The organism is Micromonospora sp. CMU55-4 (assembly GCF_011602315.1).
GTDB classification, from domain to species: Bacteria; Actinomycetota; Actinomycetes; order Mycobacteriales; family Micromonosporaceae; genus Micromonospora; species Micromonospora chalcea.
In genome coordinates, this window is the sequence record NZ_JAAOLH010000007.1 from 229270 (window position 1) to 242324 (window position 13055).

At 71.3% G+C, this 13055-nt stretch carries 18 protein-coding genes and 1 pseudogene; 9 read left to right on the top strand and 10 right to left on the bottom strand.

Going from position 1 to position 13055, the window contains the following annotated elements; genetic code table 11:
* Positions 1-24 precede the first annotated feature (24 nt).
* Positions 25-915 (top strand): L,D-transpeptidase family protein, encoded by an 891-nt coding sequence (locus HA073_RS15085; protein WP_043329151.1) that lies wholly within the window; start codon positions 25-27, stop codon positions 913-915.
* 6 nt (positions 916-921) lie between these two features.
* Here HA073_RS15085 and HA073_RS15090 read toward each other — a convergent pair whose 3' ends face one another.
* From HA073_RS15090 to HA073_RS15110, 5 genes are all read right to left on the bottom strand, one after another.
* Positions 922-1542, bottom strand: coding sequence for a response regulator (locus tag HA073_RS15090; RefSeq protein WP_064448212.1), 621 nt, complete (start codon positions 1540-1542; stop codon positions 922-924).
* Complete coding sequence (locus tag HA073_RS31145; protein WP_147265136.1) at positions 1539-2696, bottom strand: sensor histidine kinase; 1158 nt, start codon at positions 2694-2696, stop codon at positions 1539-1541. Before HA073_RS31145 ends, HA073_RS15090 begins: the two co-directional genes overlap by 4 nt.
* Positions 2697-2717: 21 nt before the next feature.
* Positions 2718-3515, bottom strand: coding sequence for an ABC transporter permease (locus HA073_RS15100; protein ID WP_205797327.1), 798 nt, complete (start codon positions 3513-3515; stop codon positions 2718-2720).
* A 16-nt stretch (positions 3516-3531) separates the two neighbouring features.
* The gene (locus HA073_RS15105; RefSeq protein WP_069088901.1) at positions 3532-4416 is read right to left on the bottom strand and encodes an ABC transporter ATP-binding protein; all 885 of its coding nucleotides are present in this window, start codon (positions 4414-4416) and stop codon (positions 3532-3534) included.
* Between the two features lie 109 nt (positions 4417-4525).
* Positions 4526-5269 carry an SDR family NAD(P)-dependent oxidoreductase gene (locus tag HA073_RS15110; protein WP_166456689.1) on the bottom strand — a complete coding sequence of 248 codons (744 nt, stop codon included), beginning with the start codon at positions 5267-5269 and terminating at the stop codon, positions 4526-4528.
* A gap of 137 nt (positions 5270-5406) precedes the next feature.
* Here HA073_RS15110 and HA073_RS15115 point away from each other — a divergent pair, with 137 nt between their 5' ends.
* The 3 genes from HA073_RS15115 to HA073_RS15125 all read left to right on the top strand — a co-directional run bounded on the left by HA073_RS15115 (position 5407) and on the right by HA073_RS15125 (position 6956).
* Entirely contained in the window at positions 5407-6258 is an 852-nt protein-coding gene (locus tag HA073_RS15115; RefSeq protein WP_166456690.1) for an alpha/beta hydrolase, read from the top strand.
* 72 nt (positions 6259-6330) lie between these two features.
* On the top strand, positions 6331-6540 hold the full coding sequence (locus HA073_RS15120; RefSeq protein WP_043329142.1) for a type II toxin-antitoxin system VapB family antitoxin: 210 nt from the start codon (positions 6331-6333) through the stop codon (positions 6538-6540).
* Positions 6537-6956, top strand: a complete 420-nt coding sequence (locus HA073_RS15125; RefSeq protein ID WP_064448209.1) for a PIN domain nuclease — start codon at positions 6537-6539, stop codon at positions 6954-6956. The genes HA073_RS15120 and HA073_RS15125 overlap by 4 nt, the downstream gene beginning before the upstream one ends.
* 13 nt (positions 6957-6969) lie before the next feature.
* Here the strand turns inward: HA073_RS15125 and HA073_RS15130 are convergent, their stop codons facing one another.
* From HA073_RS15130 to HA073_RS15145, 4 genes are all read right to left on the bottom strand, one after another.
* The gene (locus tag HA073_RS15130) at positions 6970-7380 is read right to left on the bottom strand and encodes a type II toxin-antitoxin system VapC family toxin (protein WP_043329139.1); all 411 of its coding nucleotides are present in this window, start codon (positions 7378-7380) and stop codon (positions 6970-6972) included.
* On the bottom strand, positions 7377-7661 hold the full coding sequence (locus HA073_RS15135; RefSeq protein WP_121685563.1) for a hypothetical protein: 285 nt from the start codon (positions 7659-7661) through the stop codon (positions 7377-7379). The genes HA073_RS15130 and HA073_RS15135 overlap by 4 nt, the downstream gene beginning before the upstream one ends.
* A gap of 65 nt (positions 7662-7726) precedes the next feature.
* Positions 7727-7981: a hypothetical protein gene (locus tag HA073_RS15140; protein WP_069088895.1), complete on the bottom strand. Its 255-nt coding sequence runs from the start codon at positions 7979-7981 to the stop codon at positions 7727-7729.
* On the bottom strand, positions 7978-8292 hold the full coding sequence (locus tag HA073_RS15145; protein WP_043329134.1) for a DivIVA domain-containing protein: 315 nt from the start codon (positions 8290-8292) through the stop codon (positions 7978-7980). The genes HA073_RS15140 and HA073_RS15145 overlap by 4 nt, the downstream gene beginning before the upstream one ends.
* Before the next feature lie 365 nt (positions 8293-8657).
* Between HA073_RS15145 and HA073_RS15150 the strand changes: the two genes are divergently transcribed.
* The 5 genes and pseudogenes from HA073_RS15150 to HA073_RS15165 all read left to right on the top strand — a co-directional run bounded on the left by HA073_RS15150 (position 8658) and on the right by HA073_RS15165 (position 10772).
* Positions 8658-9536, top strand: a complete 879-nt coding sequence (locus HA073_RS15150; protein WP_187694396.1) for a helix-turn-helix transcriptional regulator — start codon at positions 8658-8660, stop codon at positions 9534-9536.
* Positions 9529-9729, top strand: a complete 201-nt coding sequence (locus HA073_RS15155; protein ID WP_166456692.1) for a DUF397 domain-containing protein — start codon at positions 9529-9531, stop codon at positions 9727-9729. Before HA073_RS15150 ends, HA073_RS15155 begins: the two co-directional genes overlap by 8 nt.
* A gap of 39 nt (positions 9730-9768) precedes the next feature.
* Positions 9769-10041 (top strand): annotated as a pseudogene (locus tag HA073_RS31255) (Scr1 family TA system antitoxin-like transcriptional regulator); the annotation flags it as partial.
* Positions 10042-10078: 37 nt separating this feature from the next.
* Positions 10079-10261, top strand: a complete 183-nt coding sequence (locus tag HA073_RS15160; RefSeq protein WP_166456738.1) for a DUF397 domain-containing protein — start codon at positions 10079-10081, stop codon at positions 10259-10261.
* Between the two features lie 88 nt (positions 10262-10349).
* Complete coding sequence (locus tag HA073_RS15165; RefSeq protein ID WP_166456693.1) at positions 10350-10772, top strand: hypothetical protein; 423 nt, start codon at positions 10350-10352, stop codon at positions 10770-10772.
* 121 nt (positions 10773-10893) lie between these two features.
* Here HA073_RS15165 and HA073_RS15170 read toward each other — a convergent pair whose 3' ends face one another.
* A complete protein-coding gene (locus HA073_RS15170; RefSeq protein WP_309228026.1) occupies positions 10894-12999 on the bottom strand; it encodes a prolyl oligopeptidase family serine peptidase in 2106 nt (701 codons plus the stop codon).
* Positions 13000-13055: the final 56 nt, after the last annotated feature.

Sequence of the window (13055 nt, forward strand, 5' to 3'; positions counted from 1 at the left end):
TTCCGGTCGGTTACAGTCAGTTTCGTGCTGTTCGACCGGTTTGCCGCGCGCCGACCTCCCGGTTGGCTGATCGCCGCGCTCGCCGTACCGCTGCTGCTCGTCACCGCGCTGCTGGTCGGCCGCGCGCTCACCGTCACGCCCGCGCGCCCGTCAACGCCGGTCGTCGCCGCGCCCACGAGCACGACCGCCGCGCCGAGCCCGTCGCCGTACGAGTCGGTGCCGCCCGCCGCGCGCCCGCCGGACGACCTGCCGGTGATCACCTACGACCCGGCGCCGCGCGGCTTCCCGCCCGACCCGGATCCGGCCGACACCCGCCAGCTCGGCGAAGGGCTGCGCCCGAACCGCAACGTGGCCGCGTACGACGCGCCGGGCGGCCGTCCGCTGGCCTTCCTCGCGCCGACCATCAACGGCGTACGGCTCACCGTGCCGATCGTCGAACGCCGCTCCGGCTGGACCGCCGTGCTGCTCCCGTCGGCCAACCGCACCATCGCCTGGCTGCCCTCGGGCGGCTGGACCACGGTGGCGCTGCGCGACCAGATCGTGGTGGAACGGCGCACCCACCGCCTCACCTGGAGCCGGGACGGGCGCGCGATGCGCACCTGGCCGGTCAGCCTCGGCATGTCCGGGCAGCTCACCCCGCTGGGCCGCACGTTCGTGCTGGGCCGCACCCCGCCTCCGGAGGCCGTCTACGGCGGCGTCGACATCTTCGCCCTCGGCGCGATCCCCGACGACCCGGGTGCGGTGCCGACCGGGCTGCGCGGCGCCCACATCGGACTGCACAGCTGGTACAACGACGACACGCTCGGCAAGAACGTCACGAACGGCTGCATCCGGCTGACCCGCAGCGCCCAGCGCCTGCTGCTGACCGAGGTCGAGCCGGGCACCGCCTTCGTCGTGGTGGACCGCCTGCCCTGACCGGGCTCAGCCCAGCAGCCAGCCGTTGGCCTCGGCCACCCGCACCGCGTCGGCCCGGTTGCGGGCGCCGGTCTTGCCGATGGCTGCGGAAAGATGATTGCGTACGGTCCCCTCGGACAGGTGCAACGTCGCCGCCAGCTCGGCCACCGTGCCGCCGCCGCGCGCCGTACGCAGCACCTCGGTCTCCCGCTCGGTGAGCGGGCTCGGCCCGGTGGCGAGCGTCTCGGCGGCGAGCGCCGGGTCGACCACCCGCAGCCCGGCGTGCACCCGGCGGACCGCGTCGGCGAGCTGCCGGGCCGGGGTGTCCTTGACCACGAAGCCGTTCGCGCCCGCCTCCATCGCCCGGCGCAGGTAGCCGGGCCGCCCGAACGTGGTCACCACGAGCACCCGGCAGGACGGCAGCGCGGCCCGCAGCGCGGCGGTCGCGGCCACCCCGTCCAGGCCCGGCATCTCCACGTCGAGCAGCGCCACGTCCGGGCCGGCGCGCAGCGCCTCCGGCACCACCTCGTCGCCGCGGCTCACCTCGGCCACCACCGTCAGGTCCGGCTCCAGCGACAGCAGCGCTGCGAGCGCGCCCCGGACCAGCGCCTGGTCGTCGGCGAGCAGCAGCCTGATCGGCTCGGTCACGGGCGCGTCCCTCCGTCCGGATCCGCTGCGGGCACCGTCACCCGGAGCAGGAAGCCACGCCCGTCGTCCGGCCGCGCCACCGTCACCGTCACCGTCGCGTCCAGCCGCCGGGCCCGCTCCCGCAGCCCGGCCAGCCCGTGCCCGGCCGTGCCCCGCTGGTCCGCCGGGCCCCGGCCGTCGTCGCGTACCTCCACCGCCGACGGTTCCACCCGGATGACGCAGTGGCGGGCGCCGCTGTGCCGCACCACGTTCGTCACCCCCTCGCGGATCGCCCAGCCGAACAGCTCGTCGCGGTCCGCCGGCAGCGGCGGCACCGACTCCGGCAGCTCCGCGACGACGCCCGCGGCGGTCAGCGCCGACCGCGCGCCGGCCAGTTCGGAGGCCAGATCCACCCCGCGGTACGCCCCGACGGTGCTCCGCACGTCCGCCAGCGCCTCCCGGGCCAGCCGCTCGATGTCGGCGACCTCGGTGGCGGCGCGGGCCGGGTCCAGCTCCAGCAGCCGGCCGGCCAGCTCGGCCTTGACCGCCACCACGGTGAGCGAGTGCCCGAGGATGTCGTGCAGGTCCCGGGCGGCGCGGGCGCGTTCCTCCGCCACCGCCAGTCGGCGGATCTCCTGCTGCGCGGCCTGGAGTTCGCCGTTGCGCTGGGCCAGCCGGCTCACCCCGAACATCGCGAACGAGGCGAGCAGCACCGCGAAGACGAGCGTGCTCTCGTGCTCCCAGCCGGGCACCAGACGCGCGGTCACCGGCGGCGCCGCCGCGGCCAGCACCACCACGACCAGCGCCTCTGCCGACGGCAGCAGGAACACCGCGGCTGCCCCGACGAAGACCAGTGTGGTCAGCCAGTCGCCGCCGGTGCCGGGGATCCCGGCCAGCCCGAGCGCGAGCAGCACGGCGATCAGCAGCCGGGCCCGGCCGGGCGGCACCGGTCGATGGCGCTGCCGTCGGCCCCGGGCCCATTCGAAGATCAGCACGTACGCCACGGCGAACGCGACGAGCGCGCCGATCCCGACCAGCCGCCGCCACAGTTGCGGCTGGTGCAGTGCGGTGCCGAGCGGGATGTTGAGGAAGAACAGCCAGACCGCCGCCAGCAGCCAGCCGGTGAACCGCCAGTGGCGGTTCACCGGCCGGGCCGGACCGGGCGGCGACGTCACGCCGACCACGCTAGACCCCGCTCAGACACGGGTGGTGTCCCGGCGGAACAGCCGGGCCGCGCCGAGACCGAAGAACACGGTCCAGGCGGTCACGTTCGCCACCGCCGCCCAGTCCACCCCGGTGCCGGTCAGCGGCGCGCGGGCGAGCTGACCGACCCCGTACACCGGGGTGAACTTGGCGATCTGCCGCATCACGTCGGGCAGCAGCTCCAGCGGGACGAACAGGCCGCCCAGCATGGCCAGGATCGCCAGCGCCGGGCCCACGAACTGCATGACGTTCTCGGCCGGGGCGAGGTAGCCGACGAAGAGCCCGAACGCGGCGAACACGAGCGCGCCGACCCAGGCGGTCAGGCCGGACTCGACCCAGACGTGGGCCGGCAGCCGGACCCCGGAGGCCGCGCCGACGGCGAACTCCACGAGTACGCCGAGCAGGCCGAGCACCATCGCGGTGGCGACCTTGGTCGCCACGTACGCGGCGGGGCGCAGCGGAGTGAGCCGCAGTTGCCGGCTCCAGCCCAGCGCGCGTTCGGTGGCGACGGCCGCGCCGGCGCTGGTGGTGGCGACCATGGCCGCGTACACGGCCAGGCTGATCATGATCCAGCCGGTGACCGGCAGCCCGTTGTCCAGCTTCTCCCCGCGCGTGGGCAGCCCGAACAGCAGGAAGAACACGGCCGGCATGACCAGGATGAACAGCAGCGTACGGCGGTTGCGCAGCACCCGGCGGATCTCGATGGCGAGCACCGGCGCGCAGAACCCGCCGAGCATGGGCGGCCGGCGGTCGACGGCGCGGGCGGTGGTGGACGAGGTCGTGGCGGTCATGGCGAGGCTCCCCGGTTCAGGCGGTCAGGGTGAGGAACGCGTCCTCGAGGTTGCGTGAGGTGATCTCCAGGTCCCGGGCGTCCGTGCGGGTCAGCAGGTGCCGGGCGACCACATCGGAGTCCCCGGTGTGCACGAGGACCGCGTCGCCGCGTACCTCGACCGAGCGGACGCCCGGCAGCGCGGCGAGTGCGGCCTGGTCGGCGCCGGGCAGCGTCGCCCGCACCACCCGCCCGGCGGCCAGGTTCTTGATCTCGGCGGTGGTGCCGTCGGCGACCACGCGGCCCTGGCGGATCAGCACGATCCGGTCCGCGTACGCGTCGGCTTCGTCCAGGTAGTGGGTGGCGAACAGGACGGTCCGGCCGGAGCGGGCGTCGGCCCGGATCGCCTGCCAGAAGTCGCGCCGGCCCTCGACGTCCATGCCGGTGGTCGGCTCGTCCAGCACCATCAGGTCCGGGTCGGGCAGCAGCGCGAGCGCGAACCGCAGGCGCTGCTGCTGCCCGCCCGAGCACTTGCCGACCGCCCGGTCGGCGATCCCGGCGATGCCGGCGCGCTCCAGCACCTCCGCCACCGGCCGGGTGTGGCCGTAGAAGTGCGCGGTCATCCGTACCGTCTCGGCGACGGTGAGGTCCTTGAGCAGGCCGCCGGTCTGCATCACGGCGGCGACCCGGCCGTGCCGGACGGCGTCGGCCGGCTCGCCGCCGAAGAGGCGGACCGTGCCGGCGTCCGGGCGGGCCAGCCCGAGCAGCATGTCGACGGTGGTGGTCTTGCCGGCGCCGTTGGGGCCGAGGAACGCCACCACCTCACCGGGGGCGATCCGCAGGTCGAGCCCGTCGACGGCGGTCACCGGGCCGAAGGTCTTGGTGAGTCCGGCCAGGTCCACGGCCGGTGCGGAATCGGTCATGTCCCGATGCTCCGGCGTGCGGTGTCCGGTTCCCCGGAGCGGCAGTCACCTTCCGGCCGTGACATTTGTCAGGCGGTCACGCCGCCGACGCCGGACGCTCTGGGGCCGATCAGGCCGTCGCGCCGCCGTCGATCGCGATCGACGCGCCGGTGACGTGCCGTCCGCCGGGGCCCACCAGGTGACTGACAGTCGCCGCCACGTCGTCCGGGGTCGCGTACCGGCCGAGGGCGATGTGCGACCGCTGCCCGTCCGCGCCCGCGCTGTCCGCCGGGTTCATGTCGGTGTCGGTCGAGCCGGGCAGGATCAGGTTGACGGTGATCCCACGCGGACCGAGTTCGCGGGCGAGCGCCCGGGTCAGCCCGTTCACGGCGCTCTTGGTCATCGCGTACGCGCTCACCCCCGGTGCCGGGACGCGGCTGGCGAAGCTGCTGCCGATGTTGACGATCCGCCCGCCCGCGCCCATGTGGCGTACCGCCGCCTGGGTGGCGAGGTAGACCCCGCGCACGTTCACCGCGATCGCCCGGTCCAGGGCGTCGAGGCTGACCGACTCGATCGGCCCACCCGCGAACACGCCGGCGTTGTTGACCAGGATGTCCAGCCGCCCCAACTCGGCGACGGTCCGGTCCACTGCGCCGATCACGGCCGTCGCGTCGGCGCTGTCCGCGTTGATCGCCAGGCCGGTCCGCCCGTACGCCTCGATCTCGGCCACCACGGACTTCGCGCTGTCCTGCGCGGTGCGGTAGGTGAACGCGACGTGGATGCCGTCCTCGGCCAGCCGGCGCACGACGGCGGCGCCGATACCCCGGCTCCCGCCCGTCACCAGGGCAACCCTGTCGGCAAGTCTGACCGTCATGTCGTCATCCTGACAGTCGACTCAGGACGCTGATCATCCGGGTCAGCCGTCAATTCCTGTCCGGCCGGTCAGGCAGGATTGCCGGCGCCCAGTCCGGGTACGCGCGGGCCGTCCAGCGGCGAAACGGGGAGGCGGACATGAGCGCACCGACGGGACGGGTCGACACGATCGTGCTCATCCACGGGCTCTGGATGACCTCGCGGAGCTGGGAGCACTGGGCGCAGCGGTACGCCGCGCGCGGCTTCCAGGTGCTCACGCCCGCCTGGCCCGGGATGGACCGCGAGGTGGAGGAGCTGCGGGCCGACCCGGCCCCGATCGCCGCGCAGCGCATCGCCGACATCACCGACCACTACGCGGCGATCGTCAAGGGCCTGCCGCGCCCGCCGATCATCATGGGCCACTCGTTCGGCGGCCTGATCGCCCAGTTGCTGGCGGACCGCCGCCTCGGCGCCGCGGTGGTCGCCGTGCACCCCGCGCCGGTACGGGGTGTGCTCAAGCTGCCGCCCAGCACGCTGCGGTCCGGATATTCGATCCTGCACAACCCGGCCAACCGGCACCGCGCCGTGCCGTTCACGCCGGAGGACTTCCGGTACGCCTTCGGCAACACCATCAGCCAGCAGGAGTCCGACGCCGCCTGGGAGCGGTACGCCGTACCGGGCGCCGGGCACGTGCTGTTCGAGGCCGCGTTCGCCAACCTGGACCCGCACTCCGCCACCGAGATCGACAAGAAGCGCAGCGACCGCGCCCCGCTGCTGATCACCGCGGGCGGCGAGGACCACGTGGTGCCCGCGACCTTGGCCAGCTCGATCGCCAACCTCTACCGGAGTTCGACGGCGCTCACCGGCTACCGGGAGTTCCCCGGCCGGTCGCACTTCGTCGGCGGCGAACCGGGCTGGGAGGAGGAGGCGGACTACGCGCTGGAGTGGGCGGTCGAGGCGGCGAACGAGTACTCGCCGACAGTGGTCGCCGAGGCCCCGCGACGGCGTTGACCCACGGAGATATCAAGATCAGCGAAAATTGATATCATCACCTCGTTCGAGTGCTCGGACGAGGAGGCGCACGTGTCCCGGACCATCCTTGACGTCGACGACGACCTCCTGGCCGAGGCCGCCGAGATCCTCGGTACCGGCACCAAGAAGGCCACCGTCAACGCCGCGCTGCAGGAAGTGGTCAACCGGGAGAAGCGCCGGGAGTTCGCCGACTGGCTCAAGAGCGGCGGCCTGCCGGACCTCACCGACCCGCAGCAGGCGTCGAAGCCCGAAGCGGCATGACGCGGGAGCGCTACCTTCTCGACAAGTCGGCGCTCGCCAGGTGGCCGAAGCCCGCCGTGGCACCCGTCCTGGACGAGTTGTCCGAGCGCGGTCTGCTGGCGGTCTGCGGGGCGGTCGAGATCGAGGTGGTGCACAGCGCCCGCTCGGCCAAGGACGCGCAGCGCGCTCGATGGCTGCTTCGCGGCTTCGACTGGCTCGCCATGCCGGACGACATCTGGGATCGTGCGATCGACGTCCAGGTGCAGGCGCTGCACAAGGGCAACCACCGCGCGCTTTCGATGGCCGATCTGCTGATCGCCGCCACCGCCGAACGGCATGGCGTGACCGTTCTGCACTACGACGGCGACTTCGACCTGATCACCGCGATCACCGGCCAGCCGACGACGTGGGTCGTCCCGGCCGGAAAGGCCGACTGACCGACTACGGTCCTCATTCCCAGGAGTCGGAGATGTCGAGGACCTCGAGGTCGGGCGGGGCCGCCGCCGCTACCGTCCCGACGTCCCGTGTGACCAGGTAGCACCGGTAGAGCACGGCGGTGGCGATCGCGTGGGCCACGTCGAGCGGCACCTTGCGGCTCGCCGCGATCCGGGCCACCCGCCGGCTGGTCGGACCGTCGTATACCGCGATCCGGATGTCCCGGTCCGTGTCGAGGAGCAGGTCGAGCAGATCGGCGGCCGGAGTACCCGCTACCTGAAGCTGCGCCTGCCCCAGGCAGAGCGCCGGGATCCACACCTCCTGCTCGGGATCCTCCTGCGCGAGGGTCAGCAGCGCACCCGGCTCGACGCTGTCCCCAGCGGCGTACGCGAGCAGTGCGGACGTGTCCAGGACGAGCCCGTTCACGCGGCAGCCGCCCCGTCACCGTCCCCGAACTGGCGTAGCCACTCCATGTTCCGATCGTGTTGCTCGTCGGTGATCGGCGGCTGTTGTGCCAGCCTCCGGCGAGCCCGCTCGACGTCCTCGTCGGTCACCACATAGCCGTGCTCAGCCCATCGGGCACGCAGACCGTCCGCTCGCATCTTCCGCCGGAGCACGTCGGCGATGAAGCCGGACGTCGTGCCCTGCGACCGCTCGACGTACTCGGCCACGTCGTCGGGCAGGCTGATCGTGATGCGCCGCGTCATACTCTCACCATAGCTCGTGCATACTCCGCTTTCGGTGCGGCACGCGGTGCCGGTCGAGCGGGTGCTCATCGCGGCCGGAACCGCCGGGAGCACTCACCGTCGTGTCCGGGCCGGAGCAGACACCGCTGCCCACCGGGCAGCAACCGGTCGCAGAACACCCAGTGGCGGACGTTCTGGTCGTCCTCCGCCGAGACCGTGGTGCCACCGGGCTCGGTCTGCGGCAGGACGTGCGACCAGTGCGCCACCACCCGGGCCAGCCGCTGAGCGGAGAGCAGGTCGTTGACGACGACCGGCAGGTGGATCACCCATCGCTCGGTCACCTGTCGTACCCCCGTTCGTTGCGGGCCCGGGCCTGCTCCGACTGCCAGCGACGCAGCGCGTTCTTGATCCGGTCTGTCTCCCGGCGGCTCTGCGCCAGCGCGTCGTAGACGACGGCCAGGTCACCGGCGACGCGGTCGAGGAACTCCCGCACCTCCTGCGGATCGAGCCCACGCCGGCCCAGCTGGGTCGTCCGGAAGCTCCGCTCACGGACCTGCCACGGACGCAAGGGCTGATAGGTGGACGAGCGGTAGCAGGTCGATCCGAGGACCGACCGCCGGCGACGCCGGACACGCCGGAGGAAGACGCGCATGACAGGACCTGCCCCTCACCGTCGAGATCGAACCGTGGAAGGGCGGGCCCACCGGCCCGCCCCGCACCGGCGGACCCACCCCGGACCTGCCACCGCCGCCTTCGACCAGCAGTACGTCAGCAGGGCTCACATGGCCACTGAGCAGCGATAACTCCACAGTGGCCGCAGAGGAAGTGAAGCACCAGACCAATGCAATTGCAACATCGCAATAGCAGCTTGACCATAGCAACCTAGCTAACGAGAAATACTCGCTGTGACGTGTCTATTGATTGTGAGACAACACGGCGCTTCAATTGGACGTCCGCTTGTTGAGGAACAACCGCAGTCGGAGGCAGCGCGTGTCACAAGGAGTCACCGGCTCGACGATGTTGCGGCGGCAGATCGGCCGCAAGTTCGAGTCACTGCGCAAGTCCGCAGGACTGACGATGGAGCAGGCTGCGGAACGTCTGGACCGAGCACGGGCGACGCTGCATCGGATCGAGAACGGTGCCGAGCACGTCCGCTTCCGGCAGGCAGACGTACAACAGATGCTCGACCTCTATGGCGCATCAACCGACGACCGTGACCTGCTGCTTGCCCTGACGGCAGCCACCAGAGAGAACAAGAACTGGTGGCACGACTACGTCGGCTCGGGCCTACCGCGCTGGTTCCAGCTCTACATCGGACTTGAAGCTGCCGCATCCAACATCCGGCAGTACGAGGCCGAATTGGTTCCCGGCCTGCTTCAAACACGCGCCTACGCCGAGGAGGTCTTCCGAACGCCTGGCGGCTCGATCGACGCGAAGGACAGCAGCGAGCGGCAGCGGGCGGTCCAACTGCGCGTCGAGCGGCAAGCGCTCCTCACCCGGTTCTCCGCGCCGCAACTCAGCGTGATAATCAACGAGGCCGTGTTGCGTCGACGAGTCGGCAGCGCCACGATCATGGCCGAACAGCTCCACCAGATCCTGAAGGCAGCAGAGCTACCCAACGTGACCGTCCAAGTTGTGGAATTTTCCGCCGGGCTACATGCCGGGGCCATGGCGGGAGCCTTCTCGATCTTGGACTTCCCGAAGGACAGCAACGGCAAAGAGGTGGAACCACCGGTGGCGTACCTGGAGGCAGCGACCGGCGCCATCTACCTCGACAAGCCGCACGAAATCGCCGCCTACGACACCATCTGGGCCGACATGACGAGCCGCGCCCTTACCGAGTCCCGATCAAAGAGTCTGATCCAGCAAGTCGCAGAGGAGTACTCACGTGCCTGACCTGACCGGTGCCGCCTGGCGCAAGTCGAGTCGCAGCAACAACGGCGGCAACTGTGTCGAGGTCGCCGACGGCCTGCCCGGAGTGGTCGGGCTGCGCGACAGCAAGGACCCCGACGGTCCGACCCTCGCTTTCCCGCCGAGCAGTTGGGCCGCCTTCATCCGGGCCGTCAAGAACGAGATGCTGGGCCACTGACCGGCCGTCGCGGCTGGTTGGCAGGCGTACGACGAGGTGTTGCCGGACGATGCCGACCGGCCCGGCCGCACCATCTAGATCCTGACCTCTGGCGCGGGCGAGTACGGGTCGATGGGCAGCGCCTTAAGCCGTGCTGACCATCCCCGAGCCGGCCGATCCGGGGGTCGTCTGCGTCGAGACCGCGCGGGTAGCCTCTATCTCGAAGGTCAACAGGTGAGGGAGTACAGCCGCGTCTTCGAGCACCTGGTCGCCACGGCGGCCGGCGCCCGGGAGTCGCGCGACCTCATCCTGGGGGCGATCGACGAGCTATGAGAGGACGGCGCGGGTGGAAGAGGCCAACCAGGCGACGATGACCTGGCGCAAGAGCACCCGTAGCAACGGTTCCGGCGACTGCGTCGAGGTCGCCGACAACCTGCCCGGCGTGGTCGGGCTACGCGACAGCAAGGACCCCGCCGGTCCGGCCCTCGCGTTCCAGCCGAGCAGTTGGACCGCTTTCATCCGGGCCGTCAAGAACGAGACCCTGAGCCACTGATCGGCTGTCTCGCCGCACAGGAGCGGCATTGTCGGCGTACTGACACTGCGTGCGGCTTCCGGTCAACGACCCGCTTACCGTCCCCTCCATGAGCCATTCGCACGAAACCAGCGTCGAGGATGTCGACGTGGCGATCGACTTCGTGATCAGGAACGGCGCGGAGGACCGAGGGCAGACCCTCTCGTACTCTCGGGTGTTCAATGCAGCGGGCCTTCCCGCGCCGCAGGAGCTCCACATGGGCGGCGACCCTCAGCGGGTCACGGAGTTCATGGAGGCGTTTCACAAGCGCTGCGAGGCACGGCAACTGCCTCCCTTGGACGCGCTCGTCGTGCACGTCGCCGCCCGCCGAGCGGGATTCCCCGGAGCGGGCTATTTCCGTATCAACGGTCTTGCCGACCCGCTCGCGGACCGCGCCAAACCGGAAGCCGTGACGGCGAGCGTCCGATTCTGGGAGGAGCAGCGAGAGACCTGCAAGCGGTGGGGGGTCAAGAGCCGACGCGGCCATACGTGAAGCCGTGCAGACGGCACGTAGACCCTGGCTTCGACACAGCCCGGCAACGGCGCGCTGAACCTTTGGTCGGTAGCTGGACCCGAGGCGCTCAATAGGGTCGTGCGCTGCGTCTTCCGCTCGGTCACCGGTGGATTCCACGGCCGGCCCGCTCGGCAGCGTCGCCCGGCGGGACCTGGCGCGGCAGGGGCCGGTCCGGTCCCGCCAGCTTCCGCCACAGGAACTCCAGCGTGAGTGTCCAGACGAAGGCGCGCTGCTCGTTGTTCGCCGCCGCACCGTGCCCGCCCTCGACGTTCTCATGGTAGGTCACGTCGTGCCCGTACTCCCGCAGCCGGGCCGCCATCTTGCGGGCGTGCGCGGGATGCACCCGGTCGTCTCGGGTCGAGGTCACGAACAGGACCGGCGGGTACGCCTCGCCGGCCCGGACGTTGTGGTACGGCGAGTACTCCCGCAGGTAGGCCCAGTCCTCCTCCCGGTCCGGGTCGCCGTACTCGGCCATCCACGAGGCGCCGGCCAGCAGCCGGTGGTAGCGCCGCATGTCCAGCAGGGGCACGTGCGCGACAACCGCGCCGAACAGCGCCGGGTAGCGGGTGAGCATCACTCCCATCAGCAGCCCGCCGTTGCTACCGCCCTCGATGCCCAGCCTTCGCGGCGTGGTGATCCCGCGCGTCACCAGGTCGGCCGCGACCGCCGCGAAGTCCTCGTACGCCCGCAGCCGGTTCTCCCGCAGCGCCGCGCGGTGCCACCGTGGGCCGTACTCGCCGCCGCCCCGGATGTTCGCCACCGCGTACGTGCCGCCGCGGGCCAGCCACCCCCGGCCGATGACTCCGCTGTAGTTCGGGGTCATCGGGATCTCGTAGCCGCCGTAGCCGGTGAGCAGCGCCGGCCCGCCGGTCGCGTCCGCCTTTCCCACCACGAAGTACGGCACCAGCGTCCCGTCAACCGAGGTGGCGAAGAACTGGCGCACCGCCAGGCCCTCAGGATTGAAGAAGGCCGGCTCTCGCTTGAGCGTTTCCACCGGGCCGCCGACCTGCCCGAGTCGCAGCGTCGCCGGTTGCAGGAACCCTTCGGAGTCGAGCAGATAGGCATCGCTGTGGTCCGGGTCGGTCTCTACGATCCGGCTGTGCCGACCCACCGGCGGTTCGGCGAGCGGCTCACGCCGCCAGCCCGACCCGTCGGGCGTCAGCACCTCAAGCCGGCTCCGCACGTCGAGGAGGGTCTCCAGGATCAGGTGGCGTCGCGTCCAGGCCCAGCCGCTCAGCGCGGCGCGGTCGTCCGGCCGGAAGAGCACCGCCAAATCCCGCCCGCCAGCCAGGAACGCGTCGAACGGGGTGACCAGCAGCGTGCCCGCCGGATGCGTGACCCCGCCGACCGTCCACGCCGAGCGCAGTCGGATCAGCAGCCACTCCCGGTGCACGTCCGAGTCGGCGTCCTCCGGCACGTCGATCGGCACCAGCTCGTCGGCCTCGGTCAGCAGGTGCTTCCGTACCCGATAGAAGTCCAGGCTTCGGGCTACGAAGTCACGCGCGAAGCCGGGACTCGGATCGTGCCAGGCGTGGACGCTGACGTCGTCCGCGCGCCCCTCGTGTACGAGGGCAGCCGCGGAGAGCGGGGTGCCTCGCCGCCAGCGCTTGACGACTCGTGGATATCCCGACGAGGTCAGTGATCCGGGTCCGAAGTCGGTGCCGACGAAGATGTGGTCGGCGTCGATCCAACAGACGTCGGTCTTTGCCTCGGGGAGCGCGAAACCGTCCTCGACAAAGTCGCGGCGCACCAGGTCGAACTCCCGTACGACGACCGCGTCCGCGCCACCGCGGGACAGGCTGATCAGGCAACGCCGGTAACCGGGGCGCAGCACCGTCACCTGCTGCCAGACCCAGTTCTCGCCCTCCTTGGCGGCGAGGGCGTCCAGGTCGAGCAGCACGTCCCACTCCGGCGCCGGCTGGCGATACTGGTCGAGGGTGGTCCGCCGCCACACCCCGCGCGGGTGCACGGTGTCGGTCCAGAAGTTGTAGTAGAAGCCGTCCGCACGCCATCCCGGATACGGGATGCGGTCGTCTGCGTCCAGCACCTGCCGGATCTCCGTCCGCAGGCCGGCGAACGCCTCACCGTCGGTCAGCGCGGCGGCGGTCTCCAGGTTCCGCTCCCGCACCCACCGCACGGCGTCCGCGCCTTCAAGCTCCTCCAACCAGAGGTACGGGTCGTCGCCCTCATCAACCTGCGTCGCCACCCTCGCCACTATCCCGATGAGCGGCCCTGATCCAGTCCCAGATGTCAGCATGGCGA

Coding starts and splice junctions, on each gene's coding strand:
- HA073_RS15110 (WP_166456689.1), bottom strand. CDS start 5,269: ATGACGGTCAGACTTGCCGACAGGGTTGCCCTGGTGACGGGCGGGAGC.
- HA073_RS15150 (WP_187694396.1), top strand. CDS start 8,658: ATGTTGCGGCGGCAGATCGGCCGCAAGTTCGAGTCACTGCGCAAGTCC.
- HA073_RS15135 (WP_121685563.1), bottom strand. CDS start 7,661: ATGACGCGGCGCATCACGATCAGCCTGCCCGACGACGTGGCCGAGTAC.
- HA073_RS15160 (WP_166456738.1), top strand. CDS start 10,079: ATGACCTGGCGCAAGAGCACCCGTAGCAACGGTTCCGGCGACTGCGTC.
- HA073_RS15105 (WP_069088901.1), bottom strand. CDS start 4,416: ATGACCGATTCCGCACCGGCCGTGGACCTGGCCGGACTCACCAAGACC.
- HA073_RS15165 (WP_166456693.1), top strand. CDS start 10,350: ATGAGCCATTCGCACGAAACCAGCGTCGAGGATGTCGACGTGGCGATC.
- HA073_RS15145 (WP_043329134.1), bottom strand. CDS start 8,292: ATGCGCGTCTTCCTCCGGCGTGTCCGGCGTCGCCGGCGGTCGGTCCTC.
- HA073_RS15115 (WP_166456690.1), top strand. CDS start 5,407: ATGAGCGCACCGACGGGACGGGTCGACACGATCGTGCTCATCCACGGG.
- HA073_RS15100 (WP_205797327.1), bottom strand. CDS start 3,515: ATGACCGCCACGACCTCGTCCACCACCGCCCGCGCCGTCGACCGCCGG.
- HA073_RS15125 (WP_064448209.1), top strand. CDS start 6,537: ATGACGCGGGAGCGCTACCTTCTCGACAAGTCGGCGCTCGCCAGGTGG.